The organism is Lysinibacillus sp. Bpr_S20, assembly GCF_023337835.1.
In the GTDB taxonomy this organism is placed as follows: domain Bacteria; phylum Bacillota; class Bacilli; order Bacillales_A; family Planococcaceae; genus Lysinibacillus.
In genome coordinates this window covers 356,402-383,200 of record NZ_JALNLQ010000004.1, presented here as the reverse complement: position 1 = coordinate 383,200, position 26,799 = coordinate 356,402, and the positions used below count along the sequence as shown (strand labels likewise).

The 26,799-nt window shown below is 39.3% G+C and carries 24 protein-coding genes and 1 other annotated feature; of the genes, 3 read left to right on the top strand and 21 right to left on the bottom strand.

What is annotated here, in order from left to right:
* Nucleotides 1–87 precede the first annotated feature (87 nt).
* Nucleotides 88–366: a hypothetical protein gene (locus MWJ95_RS12845; protein ID WP_249105871.1), complete on the top strand. Its 279-nt coding sequence runs from the start codon at nt 88–90 to the stop codon at nt 364–366.
* Here the strand turns inward: MWJ95_RS12845 and trpA are convergent.
* From trpA to MWJ95_RS12795, 10 genes are all read right to left on the bottom strand, one after another.
* Complete coding sequence (gene trpA, locus MWJ95_RS12840; RefSeq protein WP_249105868.1) at nt 363–1,154, bottom strand: tryptophan synthase subunit alpha; 792 nt, start codon at nt 1,152–1,154, stop codon at nt 363–365. The genes MWJ95_RS12845 and trpA overlap by 4 nt on opposite strands.
* Nucleotides 1,154–2,362: a tryptophan synthase subunit beta gene (gene trpB / locus MWJ95_RS12835; RefSeq protein WP_249072709.1), complete on the bottom strand. Its 1,209-nt coding sequence runs from the start codon at nt 2,360–2,362 to the stop codon at nt 1,154–1,156. Before trpB ends, trpA begins: the two co-directional genes overlap by 1 nt.
* Complete coding sequence (locus MWJ95_RS12830) at nt 2,362–2,976, bottom strand: phosphoribosylanthranilate isomerase (RefSeq protein ID WP_249105865.1); 615 nt, start codon at nt 2,974–2,976, stop codon at nt 2,362–2,364. The genes trpB and MWJ95_RS12830 overlap by 1 nt, the downstream gene beginning before the upstream one ends.
* Nucleotides 2,973–3,764 carry an indole-3-glycerol phosphate synthase TrpC gene (gene trpC, locus MWJ95_RS12825; protein ID WP_249105862.1) on the bottom strand — a complete coding sequence of 264 codons (792 nt, stop codon included), beginning with the start codon at nt 3,762–3,764 and terminating at the stop codon, nt 2,973–2,975. Before trpC ends, MWJ95_RS12830 begins: the two co-directional genes overlap by 4 nt.
* Nucleotides 3,761–4,792, bottom strand: a complete 1,032-nt coding sequence (gene trpD, locus MWJ95_RS12820) for an anthranilate phosphoribosyltransferase (RefSeq protein ID WP_249105860.1) — start codon at nt 4,790–4,792, stop codon at nt 3,761–3,763. The genes trpC and trpD overlap by 4 nt, the downstream gene beginning before the upstream one ends.
* The gene (locus MWJ95_RS12815) at nt 4,792–6,153 is read right to left on the bottom strand and encodes a chorismate-binding protein (RefSeq protein ID WP_249105858.1); all 1,362 of its coding nucleotides are present in this window, start codon (nt 6,151–6,153) and stop codon (nt 4,792–4,794) included. Before MWJ95_RS12815 ends, trpD begins: the two co-directional genes overlap by 1 nt.
* Before the next feature lie 500 nt (nt 6,154–6,653).
* Nucleotides 6,654–7,005 (bottom strand) — a binding site (T-box leader).
* A gap of 397 nt (nt 7,006–7,402) precedes the next feature.
* A complete protein-coding gene (locus tag MWJ95_RS12810) occupies nt 7,403–7,798 on the bottom strand; it encodes a DUF6440 family protein (RefSeq protein ID WP_249105856.1) in 396 nt (131 codons plus the stop codon).
* A 330-nt stretch (nt 7,799–8,128) separates the two neighbouring features.
* Nucleotides 8,129–11,515 (bottom strand): hypothetical protein, encoded by a 3,387-nt coding sequence (locus MWJ95_RS12805; RefSeq protein WP_249105854.1) that lies wholly within the window; start codon nt 11,513–11,515, stop codon nt 8,129–8,131.
* 708 nt (nt 11,516–12,223) lie between these two features.
* Complete coding sequence (gene secDF / locus MWJ95_RS12800) at nt 12,224–14,491, bottom strand: protein translocase subunit SecDF (RefSeq protein WP_249105852.1); 2,268 nt, start codon at nt 14,489–14,491, stop codon at nt 12,224–12,226.
* Nucleotides 14,492–14,830: 339 nt separating this feature from the next.
* Entirely contained in the window at nt 14,831–15,139 is a 309-nt protein-coding gene (locus tag MWJ95_RS12795) for a post-transcriptional regulator (protein ID WP_249072717.1), read from the bottom strand.
* 93 nt (nt 15,140–15,232) lie between these two features.
* Here MWJ95_RS12795 and MWJ95_RS12790 point away from each other — a divergent pair, with 93 nt between their 5' ends.
* Nucleotides 15,233–16,750, top strand: coding sequence for a putative polysaccharide biosynthesis protein (locus tag MWJ95_RS12790; RefSeq protein ID WP_249072718.1), 1,518 nt, complete (start codon nt 15,233–15,235; stop codon nt 16,748–16,750).
* Here the strand turns inward: MWJ95_RS12790 and MWJ95_RS12785 are convergent.
* From MWJ95_RS12785 to MWJ95_RS24495, 8 genes are all read right to left on the bottom strand, one after another.
* On the bottom strand, nt 16,747–17,382 hold the full coding sequence (locus MWJ95_RS12785; protein WP_249072719.1) for a DUF421 domain-containing protein: 636 nt from the start codon (nt 17,380–17,382) through the stop codon (nt 16,747–16,749). The two genes, MWJ95_RS12790 and MWJ95_RS12785, sit on opposite strands and share 4 nt — an antisense overlap.
* A gap of 152 nt (nt 17,383–17,534) precedes the next feature.
* Nucleotides 17,535–17,795 (bottom strand): preprotein translocase subunit YajC, encoded by a 261-nt coding sequence (gene yajC, locus MWJ95_RS12780; protein ID WP_249072720.1) that lies wholly within the window; start codon nt 17,793–17,795, stop codon nt 17,535–17,537.
* 169 nt (nt 17,796–17,964) lie between these two features.
* Nucleotides 17,965–19,110, bottom strand: coding sequence for a tRNA guanosine(34) transglycosylase Tgt (tgt, locus tag MWJ95_RS12775; protein WP_249072721.1), 1,146 nt, complete (start codon nt 19,108–19,110; stop codon nt 17,965–17,967).
* 54 nt (nt 19,111–19,164) lie between these two features.
* Nucleotides 19,165–20,208 (bottom strand): tRNA preQ1(34) S-adenosylmethionine ribosyltransferase-isomerase QueA, encoded by a 1,044-nt coding sequence (gene queA, locus MWJ95_RS12770; protein ID WP_249072722.1) that lies wholly within the window; start codon nt 20,206–20,208, stop codon nt 19,165–19,167.
* Nucleotides 20,209–20,225: 17 nt separating this feature from the next.
* Nucleotides 20,226–21,230: a Holliday junction branch migration DNA helicase RuvB gene (ruvB, locus tag MWJ95_RS12765; protein ID WP_249072723.1), complete on the bottom strand. Its 1,005-nt coding sequence runs from the start codon at nt 21,228–21,230 to the stop codon at nt 20,226–20,228.
* Between the two features lie 18 nt (nt 21,231–21,248).
* On the bottom strand, nt 21,249–21,869 hold the full coding sequence (ruvA, locus tag MWJ95_RS12760; protein WP_249072724.1) for a Holliday junction branch migration protein RuvA: 621 nt from the start codon (nt 21,867–21,869) through the stop codon (nt 21,249–21,251).
* A gap of 114 nt (nt 21,870–21,983) precedes the next feature.
* The gene (locus MWJ95_RS12755) at nt 21,984–22,781 is read right to left on the bottom strand and encodes a phosphotransferase (RefSeq protein ID WP_249072725.1); all 798 of its coding nucleotides are present in this window, start codon (nt 22,779–22,781) and stop codon (nt 21,984–21,986) included.
* Nucleotides 22,782–22,851: 70 nt separating this feature from the next.
* Nucleotides 22,852–23,898, bottom strand: coding sequence for a LysM peptidoglycan-binding domain-containing protein (locus tag MWJ95_RS24495; protein ID WP_283175748.1), 1,047 nt, complete (start codon nt 23,896–23,898; stop codon nt 22,852–22,854).
* A gap of 141 nt (nt 23,899–24,039) precedes the next feature.
* On the opposite strand from MWJ95_RS24495, the gene MWJ95_RS12745 reads away from it, so the two are divergent.
* A complete protein-coding gene (locus MWJ95_RS12745) occupies nt 24,040–24,573 on the top strand; it encodes a transcription repressor NadR (RefSeq protein WP_249072726.1) in 534 nt (177 codons plus the stop codon).
* 161 nt (nt 24,574–24,734) lie between these two features.
* Here MWJ95_RS12745 and MWJ95_RS12740 read toward each other — a convergent pair whose 3' ends face one another.
* From MWJ95_RS12740 to MWJ95_RS12730, 3 genes are all read right to left on the bottom strand, one after another.
* Nucleotides 24,735–25,124 carry a thiol-disulfide oxidoreductase DCC family protein gene (locus tag MWJ95_RS12740; RefSeq protein ID WP_249072728.1) on the bottom strand — a complete coding sequence of 130 codons (390 nt, stop codon included), beginning with the start codon at nt 25,122–25,124 and terminating at the stop codon, nt 24,735–24,737.
* Between the two features lie 24 nt (nt 25,125–25,148).
* Nucleotides 25,149–26,024: a prephenate dehydratase gene (gene pheA / locus MWJ95_RS12735; RefSeq protein WP_249072729.1), complete on the bottom strand. Its 876-nt coding sequence runs from the start codon at nt 26,022–26,024 to the stop codon at nt 25,149–25,151.
* Between the two features lie 314 nt (nt 26,025–26,338).
* Entirely contained in the window at nt 26,339–26,794 is a 456-nt protein-coding gene (locus MWJ95_RS12730; protein WP_249072730.1) for an ACT domain-containing protein, read from the bottom strand.
* Nucleotides 26,795–26,799: the final 5 nt, after the last annotated feature.

Below are 26,799 nucleotides of genomic sequence, written 5' to 3'. Positions count from 1 at the left end.
CTATGTCGTGGATACAGACGATGCCGTGGGTAGAACCGGCTATGTCATGGATAAACCGCCGAAACCGTGGTTAGAACCAGCTATATCGTGGTTACAGACGATGCCGGGGTTAGAAATGCCAAAGTCGTGGTTACAGACGATGCCGTGGTTAGAACCACCAAAATCATGGATAGAAATGCCGAAACCGCGGTTAGAACCGGCTATATCGTGGATACAGACGATACCGTGGATAGAATCGGCTATATCGTGGTTAGAACTGCCGAAGTCATGGATAGAACCGGCTATATCGTGGATACAGACGATGCTTGGATAGAACCAACAATTCCTTGCATATCAGTCCCAATAGAAAAAAGCCTACTCCATTAAAGAGTAGACTTCTGAAACACACCTTTTGAAGCAGACACTAATGCCTCAATCTTCTCCAATTTACCGTCATGCAATGCTGTCACGATCGCACTACCCACGATGACGCCATCACTAAGTGCCCCCATACTTACCACTTGCTCAGGCGTTGAAATTCCAAAGCCGGCTAGCACTGGTATTTGGCTCGCCTCGCGTAAACGAGCAAAATGATCCTGTAAATCATTAGCAAAGCTTGTGCGAGCTCCTGTGATTCCATTGACTGTTATTGCATAAACAAAGCCCTGACTAGCAGCCGCGATTCGTGCAATTCGCTCTGGTGGACTTGTTAACGATACAAGCTGAACGATATCGATACCATAAGGATTTAATGTGGTACGTAAGACTGCGCTTTCCTCAAGTGGTACATCAGGAACGATTAACCCTTTAACGCCCCCCGCCACACAAGCCTTCGCAAAAGCCTCTAACCCAAAAGTTAACACAGGATTAAAATAAGTCATGACAACTAATGGAACATGAATTTCTTCTTTAAATGAAGCTAAGTTTTCTAGCACTTTACGTAATGTCACACCTTCTGCTAAAGCCCGTTCGCCTGCTTGCTCGATGGTCGGTCCATCCGCGACAGGATCCGTAAATGGTATGCCAACTTCAATTGCCGTTACACCCATTTGTTGGAGCTTCAAAATCGTTGGCTTCAACGTTTTCAGACCCCCATCACCCGCCATAATATAAGGTACAAATGCTTTATTCCCAGCGATTTTCGTTTGTTCAATTGCCTGCTGTAATGTTGTCATTATATCTCTCCTCCTAATGCTTTACGGACAGTATGAACATCCTTATCTCCTCGGCCAGATAAGCACACAACGATGATGTCATCTGTAGACATTGTCTTCGCGAGTTTTGCTGTATAGGCAATAGCATGAGCGCTTTCTAATGCGGGTAGTATACCTTCTGTTCTACACAGTAACTGCAAGCCCTCAAGTGCTTCACTATCTGTAATCGAATCAAATGTAACACGCCCAATATCATGTAAATAACAATGCTCTGGACCCTTCCCAGGATAATCTAGACCAGCAGAAATAGAATGTGCTTCTTGTACAAAGCCATTTTCATCTTGTAATAAATACATGTATGCACCATGTAAAACGCCCAGCTGACCACCGGCAATCGCTGCCGCATGCTTAGCAGTTCCAATGCCACTGCCAGCAGCCTCTACTCCGTATAGCGCTACAGTTTCATCATCGACAAAAGGATGGAACATACCGATTGCATTACTACCTCCACCTATACAAGCAACGACTGCATCTGGTAAACATCCTTCTTTAGCTAAAATCTGCTCTCTAGTTTCAACACCAATTACACGTTGGAAATCCCTTACGATTTTCGGGAATGGATGTGGTCCTAAAGCTGAGCCTAAAATATAATGAGTATCCTCAACATTCGTCACCCAGTATCGCAGTGCTGCATTGACGGCATCCTTCAATGTTTTTGAGCCTGTTTCTACAGACTCCACTTTTGTACCGAGTAATTCCATGCGAAAGACATTCAACTGTTGGCGTTTAATATCCTCTGCTCCCATAAATACAACACATTCAAGATTTAATAATGCACATGCAGTTGCCGTGGCCACTCCATGCTGCCCTGCACCCGTTTCTGCCACTATTTTGTTTTTACCCATACGTTTTGCAAGAAGCGCTTGACCAATCGCATTATTAATTTTATGGGCTCCAGTATGATTTAAATCTTCACGCTTTAAATAAACCTTCGCGCCACCTAGCTCTTTTGTTAAATTTTCTGCGTAATACAATGGCGTTTCACGACCAACGTATTGTTGTAAATAATAGGCCAATTCCTCCGTAAAAGATTGATCATCCATTGCCTCATCATAGGCCGTCTCTAATTCCATCAAAGCGGTCATTAATGTTTCCGGAACAAATTGTCCACCAAATTTTCCGTAACGCCCTTCCTTTGTCGGTACACTATTTGCAATTGAAATCGCCATCATGCTCTCCCCTTCTTCACTGCCTGAATAAATGCGGTTATTTTTGTTATATCTTTTACACCATCTGTCTCCACACCACTCGATACATCTACCATAAATGGCGATACAAGTGACACTGCTTCTTCGATATTTGCAGCTTGCAAGCCACCTGCTAAGATTAACTGTTCCCTTGAGATTCCTACCATTTCTAGTAGAGTCCAATCAAACGTGTGGCCACTCCCCCCTTTAAAATCTGTTCCTGGTGCATCAAATAAGTAATAGTCTACGTCATAGTTAGCAGCCGCCTGAACATCTTCAACACCTCTTACTGACAGAGCTTTAATGGCCGGGTAACCTTGCTGACGAATAAACTCCGGAGATTCTTCCCCGTGATACTGCACAAAATCTAATGGCACGCTTTCTACCGCTGTGCGTAATTCCTCTGCGCTTGGATTGACAAAAACACCGATTTTTAAAACGCCATCTGGCACATGTTTAGCTAGCTGCTGTGCCTGTTGAATCGACACTTGTCGTTTACTTGGTGCAAAGACAAAACCAATTGCATCCGTTCCTGCTTCTATTGCTGCCTGCACATGCTGTTGTTCCTTCAGTCCACAAATTTTCACCTTCGTCATACAGGGGCACCTGCCTTGTTGACCTGTAAACTTTTTAGCGCAGTACCTACATCACCACTGCGCATTAATGACTCCCCTACAAGAACGCCACTTGCTCCCATGGCCGCCACCGCTTTAGCATCGTCTTGCGTCCAAATACCACTTTCACTAATCAATACTTTCTCTTCTTCGAACGGAAAAGCTTCAGCAATTTCACGTGTACGTTCTAAGCTCACTTCAAAGGTACGTAAATCACGGTTATTGACACCTATCAGCTTGGCACCAACTGCAATAGCACGTTCAAGCTCCTCTAAATCATGCACCTCCACTAAGACCTCTAGATTTAAGCCTGTTGCATAGCTATATAGATCACGTAATGCCTCATCTGTTAACGCGGCTACAATTAGCAAAATAATAGATGCACCTGATGCCTTTGCAAATCGTATTTGCACACGATCGATCATAAAGTCCTTACAAAGAAGTGGCGTTTGAACAGCATTTGCAACTGCGGCTAAATCATCAAAGGAACCCTTAAAAAACATTTTATCTGTTAAAACAGAAATGGCCGCTGCTCCAGCCTCCACATAAGTTTTTGCCTGCGCCACTGGATCTGCTCCTTCTGCGATTAATCCTTTCGAGGGGGAAGCACGCTTCATTTCAGAAATAACCTCTAATGTGTCAGCCTTTCTCAATCGTTCAAATAATGACGATCGCAGCTTTTCTGTAAAATCAGCTAACGGGTCAGGCTGTTCAAGTAAAGCACCAATTTCAATCTTTTTTTGTTCGAGAATTTTATTTAAGATATTCATTGTCGAACCTCCTCTTCTTTCATATCCTCACTATAAGCAACGACTGCCTCTAATTTTTGTCGTGCACGCCCGCTAAAAATACTATCCTTTGCTATTTCTACGCCTTCTTTAACGGTGTCAGCCATTCCATAGCTAAACAAACCAATACCAGCATTCAATAAAACGGTGTCAAAGTAAGCACTTTGCTCTCCAGCTAATAATGTACGCATAATTGCGGCATTTTCATCTGCATTTCTTCCACGAATAGCTTCGATTGGGGCATAGCTAAGACCCGCTTCCTCTGCAGTTAATGAAAATGGAATTAAGTCGCCTTTATCAACCAAAACAAAAGTATTTTGACCAGCTAATGATGCCTCATCTAAACCTAGTGGCCCCGAAACGACCATTGCACGTTCCCGCCCGAGCATTTGTAATACGGATGCATACTCCATGACAAAATTAGGGCGGTTAATGCCGGTAAATTGCGTGAATAAAGGCACTGGATTCGTAAGTGGACCGACAAGATTAAATATAGTTGGCTTCCCTAGTGCCCGACGTACCTCGCCAATGCGCTTTAATTTTGGATGAACATTTGGAGCATATAAAAAGGCTATTCCTTCTTTCTCTAACAGCTCAACAGTTTGCTCAATGGAAATATTCGCATGAATACCGAGTGCTTCCAAAACATCAGCGCTTCCTGATGCCGAAGAAATTTTACGATTGCCGTGCTTCGCCATTTTGACACCTGCCCCCGCTAAAACAAAGGCGCAAGCCGTACTGATATTAAATGTATTAAGACCATCACCACCAGTGCCGCAATTATCCATATAGACACCTTCTTTTGCTGGTACGTCTAGAGCAAACGAACGCATAACTGTGGCTAATGCAGCTACTTCATGGGCTGTTTCACCTTTGACAGCTAATGCCGTTAAAAAGCTTGCAATTTGTTCCTTTGGCGTGTCATCTAGAAACATCCATTCTGCAGCCTGTTGCATTTCTTCATACATTAGATGCTCTCGCTGTTGTACTTTTTGAAGAATACTTTCCATCAATGTCGACCTCCTTCTTTTTCAAGTAGCTGTAAAAATTCCTGTTCGTCCTGTTCTACTTGTGTTAAAGCTTCCATAACATTTGTGTATTTGGTTACCGTAACAGTAGATTGCATATACATCGTTTCATTTTCGATGACAATAGATTTTCCTGTTAAAGCAAAATCAAGATGACCGTTAAAACCAATAAATCCTAGAGCTCCTCCAACTATCCCAGTCGCTTGATTAGATTTTTTCAAATAATCCTGTGGAATACCTGTCGATGCAAAGGGTGGTAATGTTGCAGCTAATGCATCGAGTGCATGAAGCATCGGTAATATTTGACCCTCTACCCTCGATTTCATGTGTAATGCATGCTTTGAACGCTCAATTCTCATCGCCTCAATGACTTGTATGGTGTCTTGTAAGCATACAGATCGTAGTTCTTGCTGAACGGTAGAAACCAGTTCAGCATGTGCCTGCCTAATATTTATGTTTTCATAGAGCTTTCGTTCATGTGCTAAGTCCTCACTTTTTGTGGAACCTCTAGGAAATGTCCCCTCCGTTGGCGTTGCAATCACCCGCTCATCTTTTACTCGAATGAAACTCTCCGGTGACGTTCCTAAGACTACATGATCCTCAAATTCTACATAATACATATAAGGAGCAGGATGTTTTTTACGCAATTGACGATATAAAGCGAAAGCATCTCCTTGTAAATTTGCTAAAGAACATTTGGATAGGACGACTCTAGTAATATTTTCATCTAAATGATCTTTGATAGAGGTAAGGGAAGCTGAAAATAATTCATTCATAGATGCTTCATAAGGTTCATAACGATAAGTTGTATCTTCATCCTCTCTCCCTTGAAGAAGCTGCTCAGCCAACTCTTCTAAATTGGGTTCTTTTTTTTCTGCATCTATATTCGTATGAATCAACGTGACCTCATCTGTTACATGATCAAAGACAATCACTGTCTCATATATATGGAAATGCACATTTGGTAGCTGTCCATTATCCAAAGCAGTCGAATCGATCTTTGTTGCACCATGACCAACATAGCCAATAGCTCCACCTGAAAATGGGAATTGTGTTGTATTGGATATACGAGGCATTAATCTTTTCAATAAAACAAAAAGATCGCCCTTATGTGTATAAGTGTTGCCGGTCTTATATGAATATTCCTGAATCTCATCTCCAAAGCCTTTATATGTTTTTCTTGGATTAGCACCGATAAAAGAATAACGTCCTGCTCCCTCATGCTGTGATGAACTCTCAAGTAAAAATTTATAATGACCTTGTAGGCGTCTAAAAATTAAAATCGGCGTTAAAGAATCAGCATTAATGGTTTTCATTTTTGTTCTTGAACTCGTCGATTGCATAATTACCAAGCTCCTTTTCTTAAAAATCCTCTACCCTTGGACTTACAAATGTTTAGCAGCTGTATCGTTTTTTTGTTGAATAAAAAGTATCATCAGCATAGCGTGGTGTTGATTTCCGTTCCGACTGGGCGCTTTGTTGCTGTCGCTTCGCTTTCGCACAGATAAAATATTGCCGCTGACGCTTCGCTTTCGCGCAGAGCAGAGCTTCCTGGGGGCGTCCGATGAGCCGCTTCACTCGCGTTGCTCGCTCTAGGGTCTCATCTGTGACGCTGATCCTCAAGGAGTCGCTCAGTCTTCACTCCAATCAACTTATTTACATTGCGTCTGTATTCTAATATGTCGCTTCAATTTATAGTTATAAAACAAACTTCAGCAAGATGTTTTTTTGTGAGAAAGTGAAGCGGCAGTGACAATTGTTTTCTGTGTGAAAGCGAAGCATTCATCCTCTTGCAAATAAAAACAATAAAAAAAGCCCTCTGCAAAAAGGATTTTTCCTAATTGCAGAGGACGATTCAAGACCGCGTTGCCACCTCATATTAGAGCATATTTGCTCTCCCTTATGTGCTCAGCCTTAGTTCGCCATTTTAACTGATACCTTTTAGGTGGATGACGAAAAGATTTGTCTAAGTCGAAGCACCCCCTATAACGTGGGGAATCCGTTCGCTATTATCTGCCTTGGCATCATTACAGCCAGAGGCATTAATTTCGTTCAATAGGTGTTTGTAAACCTACTGGATGAAGATCATTAGCGACTCTCATAAGTCCATTCACATAAGCTACAAATCAGTTTGCACCATCCACTGACTCTCTAAATTGCACACTTATGCTACTACTCTTATTCAACAATTTCTCAGCTATTCTCAACTAAACTCAGCTCATCTGTTCTAAGGCTGACCTCGCTCCCGAGACCAACTACCTTGGATCGAACAAAAAAGTTAGCCTTATTTTATGCCAATCTACGAAAATTGTCAATCAATTCAGAGAAAAAGAAAAAATGTTGAAAGGACTTTTGAATTTACATAATAGGGAAAATCATCTTCTATCTGCGCCAATAAAAGGGAATTAAACTACATACTTTCGTCTCGATATCATTTTCAAGTTCAATAATTCATCTCTCATGATCTGCGATAGATACTGCTTGTTGAAATTTTCTTTTTTTTTATATGAATGCTTCGAATGAACTATGAGCTTGCTATGTAGCCAGATTACATCATTATCAATCTATATTGCTTTTGCCTTGCAATGCCTATTATTTAGAATTCTCATAATCCTTCTTTATCAACGGCTTTCCGTCCTTGTCTACTAATAGTGTTAATCCCGCTGCATTACCACTGTAAGCAAATAAGTATTGCACTCCTGTTTCAGCATCTGTTATAATCTTTCTGTCGAAAACGCCTTCTTTATCTTGTTTCGACTCTTTTTGTTTAGACTCTTTAATGTTTAGATTCTTTATGTTTAGATTCTTTATGTTTAGATTCTTTATGCTTAGATTCTTTATGCTTAGACTCTTTATATGTTTAGACTCTTTACGTTTAGACTTATGTTTAGACTTATGTTTAGACTCTTTATGTTTCGACTTATGTTTAGACTCTTTATGTTTCGACTTATGTTTCGACTCTTTATGTTTCGACTTATGTTTAGACATTTTATCATCCTTTCATTAATATCTGCATTTTAGCTTTAATATATTACTCCAAAATATCCAAAACCAGCCTTTGTTGAATTTTTAACATATGTTGAAATTCTAGAATTAGTGCTAAAGGTACTCGAAAGTTCTTTATTTTCAAAAATAAGATGTCAACTAACTAAATGTAGCTTACAAAATCCAATTGCGAATATAGAATGGGCTGCATAATATTTGGCACAGTGCGTTTCTAGGTACAGTAGATAACCCTTCACAAGATGAACCGCACCTCAATTGCTAGACGCTAATTGAAGTGCAGTACTGCTAAAAAACACAAATGACCACAATCATCTAATCGCCTGATACGGAGATTTCAAAATAGCTGGATACATGTTCATCTTCATCTTCTACCGTTACATAATCCTCATTTATATCAAATCTTCGGCGGCCGAAAGGTGAGTCCTCAAATCTTTTTATAGTCTTATTATCGTTTGGTGAATCTTCGCTTGATTCATCACCAGTTGGATTTTCGTTTGTTGGATCTTCGTTTGTTTCGTCACCAGCTGGATTTTCATTTGTTGGATCTTCACCTGTTTCGTCACCGGCTGGATTTTCGTTTGTTGGCTCTTCGCCTATTTCGTCACCGGCTGGATTTTCGTTTGCTGGCTCTTCGCCTGTTTCGTCACCGACTGGATTTTCGTTTGCTGGCTCTTCGCCTGTTTCGTCACCGACTGGATTTTCGTTTGTTGGCTCTTCGCCTGTTTCGTCACCGGCCGGATTTTCGGTTGCTGGCTCTTCGCCTATTTCGTCACCGGCTGGATTTTCGTTTGTTGCCTCTTCACCTATTTCGTCACCAGTTGGATTTTCGTTTGTTGGCTCTTCGCCTATTTCGTCACCGGCTGGATTTTCGGTTGCTGGCTCTTCGCCTATTTCGTCACCGGCTGGATTTTCATTGGATGACCCTTCGCCCGTTTCACCTCCGGGTGGTACTTCGTTGGATGACCCTTCGCCTGTTTCACCTCCAGGTTGTACTTCGTTGGATGACCCTTCGCCTGTTTCACCTCCAGGTGGTACTTCGTTGGATGACCCTTCGCCTGTTTCACCTCCGGGCTGTACTTCGTTGGATGACCCTTCGCCCGTTTCACCTCCGGGCTGTACTTCGTTGGATGACCCTTCGCCTGTTTCACCTCCGGGCGGTACTTCGTTGGATGACCCTTCTTCCCCACCTTTATCAATCATGTTGTACTCTGTATATAAATGAAAACCAACTGGGGTGTTATATTGAAGAGTAGAACGGTATACCTTACCATCGCTTGTTGTAATAAACACTCCCCAAAATGGAGAGCTCCAAAGTGGACCCGACCAACCCACTTGAGTTAACATATCTGTATCAGAAAAATAAATATCAACAGGGTGAATGTTAGTTCCAGAATACAACGCCTTTAAATCAGATATACTGTCATATATCATAGAATTAAATGCATCATAATCTTCATTGAGATACCAACCATGAAAACTTTCATTAATATACGGGCCATTAGAAAAATATCTAAAATTCGATAATGTTGATTCTAATGGTGCCATTCTTCCTTTTGCAAATGCACTAGCAATCTCTTCCCACGATTTTTCAACTGTATCAACCGTCCAATAATCTTCCGGGTATACAATCGATTCCCATTCCATCCTACTATCAAATTCTTCCTGCCCTTTACCACCCTTAAAGTGTAAAGCGTACACCCCATCATCATCGAAATTCAAAAATTTGTATATAACTGTCAAATAGTCCCCTTCGTGAGAGGCATAGAATATAGACTTAAATCTTTGGTCATCTAAGTCTACTTTTTTGTTTTTGTTGATTAACTCAATGAATCCAAAGTCTTTCTCCTTTATATATTCGATCTTTTCGTCCAAAGTTTTGTTTTGAAGAACTTTTTTTAAAAATTGGGTTAAGTCGAAGTTGTCTTGGAGAGCAGCCAGGTATATGTTGTCTTCTGCTGACACTCTCTCTGCTGACACTCTCATATCTAGATTGTTATAAAAAAAGGTTAAATCATGCCAGAAGTAGGAACCGCTATATCCATCATACGTATAAGATTGAGCCATATAGTTTACTATGGACTGGTCTATAGCCTTAAAATATTTGATTTGTTCGTCCAAAGTTTTGTTTTGAAGAACTTTGTCTAAAAATTGGGTTATGTCGAAGTTGTCTTGGTAAATATCTTTGAGAACAGCTCTGTATATGCTGTCTTCTGCTGTATTTTCGTATACACCTTCGAGAAATAGTATCTTAAAAATTTTAGAGTAAACTTCACCTTCGGCTAGGCCCATGTTATAAAAATTATTAATAGAAGCAGTCGTCGCGTTGTATTCAGAAAGGGGGTTAACGGTAATAGGCTTAAGATATTTGATTTGTTCGTCCAAAGTTTTGTTTTGAAGAGCTTTGTATAAAGTGTCATAAAGATAGGCTTTGTATATGTCGTCTCCACTTTTTCCTCTCTCTACGCGTAGATTGTTTCTCTCTACGTCTAGATTGTTTCTTAGACGCCAGTAACCGATACCGTCAAATAATTGATAACTTTCTGCTGCCCTAAGAAACTCATCTATTTTGTCGAAGTCGACGGCTAAGTCAACGTCTAGAGCATTAAAATAATCTTTTTGTTCTTCAAAAGTTTTGTTTTGGAAAACTTTTTCTAAAAAGTTTGGTAAGTAGAAGTCGCGTCCGCCTTGGAGCATAGCTCTGAATAGGTCGTTGTATGCTTTGTCTTCTGCTATTTCTCCGAGATATTGTTCGTATAGTTCGTAAGATAGATCGTTTCTAATATTATTGTAAGCTTCTAAGAATTGTTGTTGTTTTTCATTATCCCCTCCGAGATACCCTTTTATTATGTTAGCGTCTATAGCATTAAAATAATCTATTTGTTCGTCCAAAGTTTTGTTTTGAAAACCTTTGTCTAAAAATTGGTTGAAGTCGAAATCATCTTGGAGAACAGCTTGGTAGATGTCGTCTTCATTTTCGTACATGATCTGATCTCTCTGGGTAATTAGATCGTTTCTAAGTTCACCGTAAGCTTCTATGAATGGTAAAATAGATTCCCCTTTTCTATTTTTGATAAGGCTATCGATTACTTTGTCTATGTTTATACCCTGAAGGGATATGATTTTTTCGTCCAACGTTTTGTCTTGAAGAAGTTTGTCTAAAAAGTTGTTTAAGTCGAAATCGTCTTGGAGAACAGCTTGGTATATGTCCAAGTCGTCTTCTGCAGTATTTTCGTTTGTTGAATCGTCGCTTGCTTCAATTTCAGCTGTATTTTCGTTTGTTGAATCGTCACTTGCTTCAATTTCGGCTGTATTTTCGTTTGTTGAATCGTCGCTTGCTTCAATTTCAGCTGTATTTTCGTTTGTTGAATCTTCGCTTGCTTCAATTCCAGCAGTATTTTCGTTTGTTGAATCGTCGCTTGCTTCAATTCCGGCAGTATTTTCGTTTGTTGAATCGTCGCTTGCTTCAATTTCGGCTGTATTTTCGTTTGTTGATTCGTCGCTTGCTTCAATTTCGGCTGTATTTTCGTTTGTTGAATCGTCGCTTGCTTCAATCCCGGCTGTATTTTCGTTTGTTGAATCCACTAAAGCTTGAGCAGATCGATAACTCACAAAAGGTGAAGTACAAGCTACAAAAGCAATCGTTGCACCATACATATATAATTTTTTAATTTTTCTCTTTACTTTTTGATATTCATACATAAAGAAAGACTCCTTTCACTAAAATTTTTTATACCGCAATTTTGTTTTTAATTTAAAATTTCGTTGCCAAAACCTTATAAAAATCTATAAAGTTTATTTATTTCCCTGTTCTACGTGACCGGTTTTGCCGAAGCTACTCTCGTTTGGTATCACACTCCGAGGGCGTAAATTCCGATACAACGAATCGTACATATTAACAGTGTTTTGAAAATCGCTAAGCCGCCACTTTTCCATATGTTGCTAAATTTAATGATGCATTTAAATCCCTATCCATCACATGACCCCCTTCTTTTTGTATAATATAAATAAACCATACTACATTACGCCAAAATACCTAAGTCCATTTTTCGTTACTTCTTCTACATATATTGAAATCCAAATTTGATGCTATATGTACGGGAAAAACTCATATTTTAAACATACGATTTTCAATAAAAGTACTTATCCAATGTATTTAATTCTTATTCTGTTGATGGAGAGTTTCTTTTGGTTTATGAATTCAGACTGCCTTTACCTAAAGGAAATTGAACAAAAGCGAATCCACTGGATTTAATCAGTTCCTTTTACAACAAAATTACTTGCATTCAAAAATGCCGAAGCGTTGTTAAATCAACGCTTCGGCATTTTATGTTCAGGAGGAAATTCCTCTTTTGGGACATGAAAAAACAGGGAAAGAAATGTTTCTTTTCCCTGTTTTAAAGACTTATGTTAAACAGTAGGCTCGTCAGTACCCCATTGTTTTTTCTCTTTTTTGTGTATTTGACCATCTGATTTTTTCATTTCACGAACTTTAAGTGAATACCAGATTTGTGCGGCAATACAAATGGAAGAATACATACCTGTGATTAAACCAACTAATAACGCGATTGAGAAGTTTTCAATCGACGGTGCTCCTAAAATAAGAAGTGACACTGTCACGATAATAACCGTTAACACTGTGTTAACAGATCGACCCATCGTTTGACGTAATGATTTGTTTACAATATCCGCTAACACTTCACGGTCTTTAATCGTATCATATCGATTTAAGTTTTCTCGCATTCGGTCAAACGTAACGATTGTATCGTTAATCGAATAACCGACAATTGTCAGCACAGCTGCTATAAATGTAATATCCACTTCTAAGCGCATAAAGCTAAATACAGCAACAATTAAGAATACGTCATGTAGTAATGAGACAATTGCCCCAATACCCATGCGCCACTCGAAACGAACCGCTACATAGATAATGATACCGATAGCTGCAAGGGTTAATGCTTTAATAGCATTTTTCACAAGCTCTTTACCGACAGTTGGTGACACTGTACTTACTCCAGGTTCATGACCATATTTTTCGCCTGCTTCTTTTTTGAATTTTAAAATTTCTGCTTGCGATAGGTCATCTTTATAACGGATAACCGCAGAGTTGTTCTTTTCACCTGCTAAAACGATATCTTCAGATGAGAAACCGATACTATCTAAGTATTTAGATACTTCTTCTTTAGTTAAAGTTTGATCCGATTCAACTTGAACACGAGTACCACTTTGGAAATCAATACCTAGGTTTAAGCGGAAAATTCCAAGAACCACTAAACCAGCCACTAATATTGCTAATGAGAATGTATAGAATTTCTTACGGTTATGGACAAAGTCAAAACGATCGAATTTCGTTGATAAATCTAATGTTTCTACTTTTTCATCTAAGCTATGCTGTTTCGATTTTGCAATACCAAACCAGGCTGGATTGTTGAAATAGCCACTGTTAACAAGTAAACCTAATAGTACACGAGAACCCCAAACAGCAGTTAAGAAGCTTAGTAAAATACTAATAATTAAAGTTGTCGCAAATCCTTTAACAGAGCTTGTCCCCCATTGGAATAATACAGCTGCCGCTAATAATGTAGTTAGCTGTGCATCGACAATTGCTGATAAAGACTGCTTCGAGCCAATCTGGAATGCTTGTTTAACCGAATAACCGACACGTAATTCTTCACGAATACGTTCTGCAGCAAGAATATTCGCATCTACCGCCATCCCTATACCGAGAACGATAGCTGCGATACCTGGAAGTGTTAACACCGCATTAATCCAGTCGAATACAACTAGTACTAGGAAAGTGAAAATAGCAAGCGTAATGATGGAAATAAAGCCAGGTAAACGATAGTAGAATAGCATAAATAAGAAAATTATTACTACACCCACAACACCTGCAAAAATTGTACTTTTAAGTGCTTGGTCACCGAATTGTGCACCAACTGAAGTAGAATAAATTTCATTTAGTTTAACAGGAAGTGCCCCAGCATCTAAAATACCCGCTAGATTTTTTGTTTCTTCAACTGTGAAGTTCCCGCTAATCATTACATCTGTTGTATCTAATCGTTGGTTAACTGTTGCTGCAGATGCATAGCGAGGCTTCGCTTTTTGTGATTCAGCTTTATATGAATCAACACCTTCTTCAAAGTCTAACCAAACAACGAGTAAATTTTGACCTGCTGGTTTAGCGGCAATTTTACTTGTGATATCAGCAAACTTTTTCGCATCCTTTAACTTTAACGAAACAATCGGACGATTTTGCTGATCAAAGGAATCCTTTGCGCCACCTGGCTTTAAGTCCTTACCATCCAGCAAAATATTGTCATCGACATCACGGAATGTTAAATTCGCAGACGTAGACAATAATTTACGTGCAGATTCTTGGTCTTCAACACCCGCTAATTGCACACGAATGCGGTTTTTGTCTTCAACCTGAATGCTCGGTTCACTTACCCCGATAGCATTTACACGTTCACCAAGAGCTGTTGCAGTTGCAGACAAAACACCTGGTGTAACTTTTTCGCCCTTGTGTAATTCTTTCACCTCATAAAGAACCTCAAACCCGCCCTGTAAGTCAAGGCCTAGCTTAATGTCCTTTAAGACGCCGCTTACAGTCGTACCGATGGTTGCAGCAAAAATAACCATTATTAGTACGAATGCAACTATACGACTTTTTAGTTTCATTTATAAATCCTCCTCGAATTGGTGTAAGGAAACCCCTTACACTACAAACAAGTATTACTAGCAAGTCCTTTTGAAACGTTTATTCCTCCTTTTCCTTTAGAATAATGTTGCCTGTGCTTCAAAAAGGTTGCTCTACTTATTTCAATCGTTCATAACGCGCAAATTGATGAATAGGTATAGTCCTCCAAATTCAGAAAAGAATTTTAAGGAGGTTTTTGAATAAATATACTTATACAAATAAAAAAAGCGCAACACACTCATTATGAAACACGTTGCGCTTGGTGTCAATTCAACACTTTTAGTATTCTTTTATTATTTGACAAATTTCACATATTCTTCTTAAGTTTTAACCGGACCAAGTAGCATTTTTAACTCTTCCGTATTTAATTCTGTAAACCAATCATTACTTTGTAAAAATTCTACTTGATTAAATGATACGATATCGGATGGCGATACGGCAAAAATAGTTGCGATAATTTCATGTAAATGTAATTGCTCAATATTTTTTTTACGCCATTTCTTCTCTACACAATAGCGCCATAGTTCTTCGGCTGTAATCGCATCGTATTGATAATGTTTAAACTCTTCCATCTTACTATCAATTGCAGGACGAATTTTTTCAAATAGTTGCTCATGCTGCATACTCATTTTGAATCATCTCCAATCAAAGTTGTATCGTAAGACATGTTTGCATACAAATAGTGTAAATGAATTTTTGTGGCTTGAGAAGGGACGGATGGCATGAGTTCTTTTGTACGGGGTACACTATTTTTAATGTTTGTGATTTTTTTATCTAAACTTTTTGGCTTCTTTTATAGAATGCAATTTATGCGTATCGCTGGTGAAGAGGCAGTCGGCATTTATATGACCGTCTATCCGGCGTTCATTTTCTTCATCTCACTCATTCAACTTGGACTACCTATTGCTGTGGCAAAAATTGTAGCAGAGTTACTAGCAAAAAACAAACGCGAAGACATCTATGGTGTTATGCGTACGGCTATTCTTTGGTCATTTATTGGAATGATCATCTTTATGCCGATTGTTGCACTTACTATACCATATATCTCGACTACGCTTTTACATAATGAACAAACAACAATTACGCTCTGGATTGCACTCTTTGCTGTACCAGTGTCAGTTGGTTCTGGATTATTGCGCGCTTATTTACAGGGTATTGCGAAAATTACACCGACAGCTTGGGCTCAAATGATTGAACAAATTATCCGCATTAGCTTTATCACATTTACGCTACCCTTTGTAGCTGCCTATGATAACGCTGCCGTAACCGCAGCCTCTGCAATGGGTATTACACTTTTAGCTGAAGTCGTTGCTTTCTTGTATTTGTGGATGCATTATATTGTCTCAAAGAAAAAATTATTGACACGAAAAAGCAAAATCGAGGCATATCCGTCCTCTCCGATGTTACGGATTGCTCTTCCTTCTGCTGGAAGCAAGCTGTTTGGATCTTTTACTTGGTTTTTAGAGCCAATCATTTTTTTAAAGGCTTTAACAATGGCTGGATTAACAGCCTCCGCAGCAACAATTTTATATGGGGTTATTTCGGGTGTACTAGTCCCGCTATTATTATTCCCGGCTTTTGTATCAGCCGCTCTTTCGATCGTTCTTATACCGGCTGTTAGTGACGCCGTTGCACGTCAGCATATACCGCTCTTACAGGAACGTATTTCTGTCTCATTACGGCTATCATCCTTAGTGGGCTGCGTTGCCGCTACTTACTTTTTTGTTCATGGGGACGACTTAGCTATGAAGCTCTTTCACTTACAAGAAAATCGAGGGTATGTGAAAATATTAGCCCCTATTTTTTATTTTTATTATATACAAAGCCCATTGCACTCTATATTACAAGCAATCGGTGAAGCTCGTGCAGCCATGATGAACTCTATCTACGGTGGTCTTGGTAAGCTCTTTGTCATGTTCGTCCTTGCTTCTCAGCCCGGTATACAGGAAAAAGGTGCCGTTGTAGCAATTGGTTTCGGCGTGTTATTAACCTCATTCTTGCATATTGCAACAGTCAGACAGCGTAAAAATTTGCGTGCTGGATTTAGAATGTTTGTCGTTCCTTATGGTTGCTTTATTGCTGTTTGTGTTTCTCAGTATTTCCTGATGCAAGTTATGCCATTGCCCTTTGTTTTAAGTAGCTGTGTAACCTTATTTTTACTCTTTACTTTCTTACTATTTTCCAACCAGTTACGCATCACTGATTTGCGCTACCTTCGTAAGCTTGCTAAGAAAGTTTAAGATTCTTTCAGCTGAATATGAAGCCGATCTTCCTCCCAAACACAAAAAAATACGGTGTTACTATCTGTAATATTATTTTTAGCAAGCTCTGCCATTAACCAATCAGTATCTTTATGCAAGACCTTTAAATGCCTATCTTGAATATCACCATCTATAATCAGTGGGTAAACAAATGCTTTTTCATCTTTTTGGTATACGGACAGATTGCCAGAAGGCTCTAAATAGGCATAAGCAATATCTGTAACGGATGCATTCCCGTTTTCGCGTAATTGTTGACACAAATCATCTAAATTGTAGCGTTGCTTGCGCATTTCATTTTCTAAAATAACACCATCTCTTATAAGTAAGACTGGATCACCATCAACTAGGTCACGAAATTTTTTATTTTTAAGTGAAATATAGGCAGTTATTATTTGTATGAAAAACAAAATGATAATTGGTAAAATCACTTTAAATAAAGGACTTTTGAAATCATCGAGTGCAAATGCTGCAACCTCAGCCATTAAAATGGATACGACTAAATCGATTACAGACAATTCGCCGACCTCTCGTTTACCCATTAAACGAAAAATTATTAGGATAAACACATATAAAAAGATTGTTCTAAAAATAATCGTTAAATATTCTCCCATACAGGCACCCCCATCATATACTAAGGTGACCGTGTAAGTTACTTTTTATACAAAAAAAAGCCTTGTCAAACGGATTATTACATTTTGACAAAGCTATTTATATGAGCAAGGCGTTGTCCATTATAGTTGGACAACGCCTTTGCAGAAAAAATTTAGTCATTAACAATACGTCCGATTGCCTGACGATCAAATTTCACGCGCACATTATCTGCGATTTTTAATGTCACAGCTGTGTCCTCAATTGAGTCAATTTCACCATGTAAGCCACCGATTGTAATAACTTTATCTCCACGTTGCAAATTACCTTGCATATTTTGTGTTTCCTGCTGTCTCTTTTTAGCAGGGCGGATTAAAATAAACCACATTGCAACGAACATTAATAATATTGGTGCGAATCCTAATAGTTGTTCCATCATTCTTGCCCCCTTTCCAATTCTTATTTAGTATAGACTATTCCACCATAAAAAAGCGATGGACAAGCCCAAAATTTTTCTGTATTACTAATATTTTTTCTAAGAATGACAATGTTTTGCTAGAAATATTCTCATTTCACACAAATTTACATGATATTTTTACTAAATATTAGAAGTTCTTTGCATTCGGTCCGTTAAAGCCGTATTTCTCGAAAAATTCTTCTCTGAAATCACCAAGACGGTCCTGGCGAATTGCTTCACGTACTTGTTCCATTAGCTTCAGTAGGAAATGTAAGTTGTGGTAAGTCGTTAAACGGATACCAAACGTTTCTTCCGTACGAATTAGATGGCGAATATAAGCGCGTGAATAATTTTTACATGTATAGCAATCACAGTTCGGATCAATTGGTCCGAAATCACGTGCATATTTTGCATTTTTAACAACTAAGCGGCCTTCAGATGTCATTAATGTGCCATTACGGGCAATACGTGTTGGTAATACACAGTCAAACATATCAATGCCTCGAATAGCACCATCAATTAATGAGTCAGGTGACCCTACACCCATTAAATATCGCGGTTTATTCGCTGGCATTAATGGTGTTGTAAACTCTAATACGCGGTTCATCACGTCTTTAGGTTCACCTACTGATAGTCCGCCAATTGCATAACCTGGGAAGTCTAACTCTACTAACGCTTCTGCAGAACGACGGCGTAAATCCTCGAATTCTCCCCCTTGAATGATACCGAATAGACCTTGATCTTCTGTTCGTTTATGAGCCTCTTTACAACGTTTAGCCCAACGTGTTGTACGGTCTACTGATTGCAGCATATAGTCATATGTCGCAGGATAAGGTGGACATTCATCAAAAGCCATCATAATATCCGAACCTAAATCATTTTGAATTTCCATCGCCTTTTCTGGACTTAAAAACAGTTTGTCCCCATTCAAATGATTACGGAAATGAACGCCTTCTTCTTCAATTTTGCGGAATTGACTAAGTGAGAACACTTGGAAACCACCTGAATCTGTTAAAATCGGGCGATCCCAGTTCATAAATTTATGCAAGCCTCCTGCTTCCTTCACAATATCATTACCTGGTCGAAGCCATAAATGATACGTATTTGACAGAATAATACCTGCATTCATTTCTTTTAATTCCTCAGGTGACATTGTTTTAACAGTTGCTTGTGTACCTACAGGCATAAATGCTGGTGTTTCAAAAGAGCCATGCGGTGTATGCACGATGCCAAGGCGCGCTCCTGTTTGTTTACAAGTATGAAGTAGCTCATAACGAATTGCTGGTTGTGTCATAGTATAAAAAATTCCTCTCTTATCTAAAGTAAAAACAGTACTCCGATTTTTTCTTTATTCTCCTTTTGGACGAATAAACATAGCATCACCAAAGCTAAAGAAACGATATTTTTCTTCTACAGCTTGTTGATATGCACTTAAAATTGTTTCTCTTGTCGCAAGCGTACTTACAAGCATTACAAGGGTTGATTTTGGTAAATGGAAGTTTGTGATTAAACCATCTACAATCGTAAAATCATATCCTGGATAAATGAAAATAGACGTCCAACCTTGTTCCGCTCGCACTTCGCCTCCATATTTTGAGCCGATCGTTTCTAATGTACGCGTAGAGGTTGTACCTACAGCAATCACTTTTCCACCATTACTCTTTACCCGATTTATAATAGATGCGGTTTCTTCCGTTACACTATAAAATTCGGCATGCATTTCGTGATTTTCAATGGAATCTACACTTACAGGACGGAAGGTTCCAAGCCCCACATGTAAAGTGATAAATACAACCTCGACCCCTTTTGCTTTTACTTGCTCTAGTAATTCTTCTGTAAAATGTAAGCCGGCTGTTGGTGCTGCAGCTGAGCCACGCTCTTTTGCATAAACAGTTTGGTAACGATCCTTGTCCGCTAATTTTTCACGAATATACGGAGGTAGTGGCATCTCACCAAGTTGCTCTAAAATTTCATAGAAAATCCCATTATATTTAAACTCAAATGTACGTCCACCATGATCAAGCTCTCCTGTACAAATAGCTGTCAGTAAGCCATCTCCAAATGTTACAACTGTGCCAACTTTTACACGTTTAGCTGGTTTAACAAGCGTTTCCCATTCATCTGTACCTGCCATTTGCTTTAATAGCAGTACTTCTATATGAGCACCAGTTTCCTCTTTAACGCCCATTAAACGCGCTGGTAAGACTCTTGTATCATTTAACACAAGGCAGTCTCCAGCTTTTAGCTCATCTAATATATGAGCAAAATGATGATGCTCTACATTTTTTGAGCCTGGCGTCACTACCATTAAACGACTAGCTGTTCGGTCCACAAGTGGTGTTTGTGCAATAAGCTCTTCTGGCAATTCAAAATCAAAATCTTCTACACGCATGAAAATACTTCCTTCTTCTAGGTTTGTTGGGGATATTCATATCCAAAATGTTCGTAGGCTAAATGTGTTGCCACACGTCCACGTGGCGTCCGCTGGATTAAGCCAATTTGCATTAAATATGGCTCGTACACATCTTCAATCGTAACGCGTTCCTCGCCAATAGAAGCTGCCAGCGTATCTAAGCCTACAGGGCCTCCACGGAAGCGCTCAATCATATTGGTCACAAGTTTATGGTCAATATGGTCAAGCCCTCTAGGATCGACTTGTAATAGCTCAAGCGCTTGCTTAGCAAGTCCCTCCGTTATCATACCATCTCCGAGCACCTGTGCATAATCTCGTACTCGTTTCAGTAGGCGATTCGCAATACGGGGTGTACCACGCGAGCGTGTAGCCATTTCAAGTGCTGCTACTTGTTCGATCTCAACATCAAATAAATGCGCACTTCGTACGACAATTTCTGCCAGCGATGTATTATCATAATACTCCAATCGTAATAATACGCCAAAGCGATCCCTTAAAGGTGCTGATAATGCTCCTGCCCTTGTTGTTGCACCGACAAGTGTAAATGGTGGTAAATCAAGTCGAACAGACCGTGCTTCAGGGCCTTTACCAACGACAATATCTAAACAAAAATCCTCCATGGCAGGATAAAGCACTTCTTCAATTGCACGAGGCAGGCGATGGATTTCATCGATAAATAGTACATCTCCTGGCTCCAGTGAGCTTAAAATAGCTGCTAAATCTCCAGGACGTTCAATCGCAGGGCCGCTAGTCATGCGCACATTGACATTCATTTCATTAGCAATAACAGCCGCTAATGTAGTTTTACCAAGTCCAGGCGGTCCATATAACAGCACATGATCTAAACTTTCCTGACGAAGCTTTGCCGCTTCAATGAAAATTTGTAAATTTTCCTTTACTTTATGCTGACCAATGTATTGGGCTAATCTTTGTGGACGCAAAGATAATTCAAACTGTTCATCATAGCTACCTGCTTCACTAGCCATCATACGTTCAGACATGTACTTCCCCCCCTTTCACTATTTTAACTTTAATAGCAATTGTAAAGCTTGCTTCATAAATGCATCTGTTGTTTCAAGCTTGTCGTTTTCTTCAAGCTGTGGACGAATTTTTTCTAATTCTTTTTCAGAATAACCAAGTGCCATTAAGGCAAGAATCGCTTCTTCAAGCTCATGTTTAAATGGATTTACACCAAATAACGGTAGCTCATCTTCTGTACTAGGTAACTCTATAGTCTCCAATAACCCGCCAAGTTTACCTTTTAAATCTAAAATCATTTGACGTGCCGTTTTCTTACCCACACCTGGAAATTTTACTAAAAACGATTCATCCTCACGCTCAATTGCACTTATAACTTGTTGTGGGTTCCCAGTAGCTAAAATTGCAAGCGCACCCTTTGGTCCAATTCCTGACACTAAAATAAGTTTACGGAATAGCTCTCGTTGGTCTAAATTCGGAAAGCCATATAACACTTGTGCATCCTCACGTACATGCAAGTGAACAAAAATTTGTTGTTCAAGGGGTGATGTCCTAAACGCAAATGGATTTGGTGTATTCAGCTGCCAGCCAATCCCTTGCTGTTCAAGGACGATATACTCAGGAGTTACACGCTTTACTTGTCCTTTTAAATAATCATACATTCTATATTCCCTCACAATCATCGTCTTCGATTATAGCATATTACGAACGAATGCTCGACTATAAGAAATAACACAACTCGTCGTCCACATACAAAAATGACCGCCAAAAGACGGTCATTTCTTTATCATTTTATCAATATCGTACCACAGTTTTGGCCAATATGTGAGAGCTCTTTTTGTAAATGGCACTAAATAATCTAAAAATATCATCTGTTGATCTAATGGCAAATCTACTGCAAAAAGCCATTCACGTAATAGCTCATTTGGATATTTTAAACGATGTAGTTTTCTTTTATCTAATCTTTTCAGCTCTGGTAGCTCGGCAAATATTTTACCAAGGTCATAATCAACAGCCGGCAATACTCGATGCAACCATAAGATGTATTCATCATCCGCTTCCCCAAGGTGAGCCAAATCAAAATCTATTAAACGTAAATGCCCATCTGAGCACCATAAAAAATTATGATGTACGACATCGCCATGTAAAAGCGTTATTTCTTTTTCAGGTAGGTCTTCCAGTGCGATTAGCTGTAACGATTTTTCACTATAATGTGAAATTTGATTAATTTCTTCTTTTGTTAAAAATGCACGAAATTCATTCCGTCTGCTTTTAAAGCGCATATGACGCATTTGCCATTTTAAAAGCTGTGAATAGGTGTGCAAACCTGGAACTCGCTGCCAAGCAATTTTTTTATGTGTATCATGTAATGTATTTAATAGTTTGAGTGATTCCTTTCGATCCTTTTTATGTGCAAAATTAGCACTATGACTGCCTTCTTGCCAATCTTGCACGATTAAATACTCATCATCACTTTTCATTAAAGGTAAAATCAGCGAGGGTTCCAGATGGCCAAGCTGTCTATGAATAGCCCTTACCTTTTCTGCTATTTCTATCTGTTTTGCTCGTTTCACAAAATAAATATTGGATTGATATTTATACTTCCAAATATTCGGCTTTACTTCTTCAATTATATACGCTTTTTCACCATCGATAAGGCGTCATCCCGCCTGGGTAAAAGTGCGGTGACATCCATGGTCCTACCGAATGTTGCATATGGGAATGTGGCATATGGCAATGTGATGGACACGGCGGTGGGCATGGTGGCGGACAGAAACATTGGTCCATTTGCCAAGTCGGCATCATGACTGGCTGTGCATGACAACCACATGGCTGTTCCATTTCCGGCATCATTTCCGGCATAGGTTGAAATTCTGGATTCATAGGGAAGAATGGAGATGTACTAGATTCTAAAAACTCCTCCGCCCCAGCAACTTTTTCACATCCCATATCACATGTTGGTTGTTCTGGCATCGTATACGCCTCAACTTGCGGTTCCATAGGCATCGGCATTGGCATTGGCATCGGCCAATACATATGATGATGTACTGGCTGATGGCAGCTAGCACAATGTGGTACTGCCGGCATTTGTGGCATGATAAAAATCGGTTGCGGCATTGGTGCTGGTGGTGGCGCCTCCGGTTGGGCTACAGGCTGTGGTTGTGGTTGAATTTGAATTGGAGATACAGTTTGCTCTACACTTGGCATGACAACGTTTTGATTCCAGCTAAGCTCAACAGGCGCTGGCTGAGGCATCGGCATCGGCATTGGATAAGGAATTGGAATCATCTGTGGTTCTGGCATTGGTGGTGGTGGTACAATAATTGGTGGCGGCATCGGTCTCTGTACCTCTTTTTCTTTAACATGCCTTGTAGGTGACTCCTTGTGCATATGTTCTTTATGCATGTGTTCCTTGTGGCCCTCTCTGTGGCCTTCTCTATGCCCTTCTCTATGTCCTTCTCTATGCCCTTCTCTATGCATTCCCCAATCTGTTTCTCGATGATGTTCTCTATGTGGTTCTCTATGCGGTTCTTTGTTTATTTTTTCAGGTAGGATAATTTCCATGCCCGGTACAATATAATCCGGATTAGCAAGATGGGCATTAAGCCGCTTTAAATCTTCAAACGAAACTCCGTACTCTTTCGCTATCTTCCACAACGTGTCTCCCTTTTGGACAATATGAATACGCAATTTTTTCCTCCCTTCCTCTCTTCGTATCATATGTTCAATGTTTCATTTGGATACAAAAATTTCACGCAGTTGGAAATGCTTCATGGTACACTAGGTTTTAAGGAAAACTGCTTCCTTTATTACTCGCAGAGGTGATCTCTTATGAAAAAAATGTTAGGCGAAGAACGCCGACTGCAACTCCTAGCGCAATTAAAACAAAGCACAGCACCTATTACAGGGACGGACCTAGCTAAATTCGCTAATGTTTCCAGACAAGTCATTGTCAATGATATGACATTGTTAAAGGCTAGAAATGAACCTATTATCGCAACTAGCCAAGGATATCTCTATATGCACCAGGAACAATTACATCATGCTGTTGAACGTACAATTCCTTGCTTCCACACTGCAGAGGATGCAGAAGACGAACTTATAACAATCGTTGATTGCGGTGGTACAGTAAAAAATGTGATTGTTGAACATCCAATTTACGGGGACATCACCGCATCGATTATGATTTCTAACCGTCATGAGGTAAAAAAATTTATTCAGCGTGTCAACGAAACACAAGCAAGTTATTTATCTGATCTAACAGGTGGTACACATCTCCATGTTATTTCTGCCCCTTCTGTTGAAATTTTAGATTTAATTGAGCTTACTTTAGAAAAAAAAGGTTATTTAGTTGTAGATCAATAACGTGTAAAACCAAATATTTCATGTAGCTGCTAGCCCTTCACGGGGACTAGCAGTTTTCTATTTATTCGAAGAGGCTGATTTCATTTGTTCCATATTCATGTGGAGCATACTATTGCCATTTCTAAAAAAAAGCTATCCACGTTAAATGGATAGCTTCAGAGTTAGAGAAATCTTTTTCGTTGTGAAGGTGTTGGCAATAAACATTTTTCTTTTCGCCCAAAAAGACGATATCTATTTTTAGCAAATAGTCGATACATTTTATTTCGCATAGCTGGAGGAATAAGGATGAAAATATAGCAGACAGGCCAAATACTATCTAACCTCTTACAGATTTTAAGTGCTGCTGTGGATTCAAAATATACCTTTCCATGCTCAATTAATATGACACTATCAATATTTTCTGGTACTTCGTATTGTGCAAGTAATGCCTGCCCACTATCACTTTGGATGGACGCAAATTGAAAATATGCTGCCTGATCATATTTGATAATAAATTGCACACTACGATCACAGAAATTGCACACCCCGTCAAACAAAATAATGCCGCCCACAATGATTCCTCCTAGCCACTTATATTACTCATCCGACGTTAGATAAGTAAAGTATGTACCAAGCGACTTCACCTTGCAACCAAGAGCAGCTAGTTCCTCCATAGCCCCACGCATCATAGGCTCCTTTTCATCTGCCAATACATCAATCATAAAGAAATAATCGCCTAAGCCCGTTTTTAAAGGTCGTGATTCGATTTTACTTAAATTGAGCTGTCGCCATGCAAATACTGATAACACTTGATGTAATGCCCCTGAACGATCCGTTGGCAGTGTAATCATGAATGTAGTCTTTGCCTGTCCTTCTGATAATTCTTGCGGCAATCGTCTATTTTGCTTAGATAATACGAAGAAGCGTGTATGGTTAAAATGGAAATCATGAATATTAGGTTGAACGATTTCTAAGCCATATTTATCGGCTGCCGCTGCATTTCCAACCGCAGCAATGCACTCGTTTGGATTTTCAGATACAAATTTAGCAGCTGCTGCTGTTGATGTCGTTTGATGTAACGGAGCATGGCTGAAACGATAAAATAAGTATTTATGACATTGAGCTAGCGCATGTGGATGTGAATAAACACCTGTAATCGATTCCCACTTCTCCTTTTGCGCTTTATTGACCATTAAATGCTGTTGTATTTTTAACAGAAGCTCACCTGTCACATATAGGGTCGCCTCATGAAATAAATAATCGAGCGTTAACGATACAGAGCCTTCTAAAGCATTTTCCAGTGGTACAACTGCTAGATCTACCTTTCCCTCTGCTACTGCCTCAATACATTCTGGTATTGTAGAACAAGGGACAAGCCACTCGTTCGGAAAGGTTGCCTTTGTTGCTAAGTATGTAAATGATGCCTCCGGTCCTAAATATCCAATTCGTTTTTCCCATTGTTGCTCTGTCATTACTTTACCTCCTTCACTACAACTTGTAGCTTTTTATTTTATATTAAAATTCCAAGTGTGTTTATTAACCATTTTTATCCACCCTAACTCTAATCAACTTATACACATGACAACGTTCTAACAAATGGTATCCTTAAATTTCACTAATGGAAAGATTCAGAATTCTCAACCCATGAAAATCACTTTGAATTGCATTCCTTCTCTTCGGTTATAGAATAAGGAGCTGTCCCATGAAGCGATATCATACCACTACATAGGACTGCTCCTTTTGAGCTATTTACATTCTATTTAAAATTCAAGCTTGCTTTTAGTCATTACAATGCACCAGAACTAATTACTTCTGCTGACTCGACAAAATCTAAACGTTTGAGTTGCTGTATTAAATCATCAAGTTCACATGTCATACTAGTGACATCTAATGACAATGTAACATTAGCACGTCCTTGAATCGGTATTGTTTGATGGATAGTCAGTATATTGCAATGCGTATTTGTTACTGTTTCTAAAAGCTTTGCAAGTGTTCCTTTACGGTCCTGAAGCTGTAAAAAGACTGTTAAAATGCGTTCCTGCACAATTGAATGAAAAGGAAATACAGCATCACGATATTTGTAAAACGCACTACGCGATAAATCCACCTGCTTTACCGCATCCCAAATGGAAGATACCGAACCACTTGAAAGTAAGTGTTTCGCCTCCAAAGTTTTTTGCATAGCATCCGTTAAAACATCTTCACGAACTAAATAATATCGCTGATTCGCAACATTCTTCATACGCT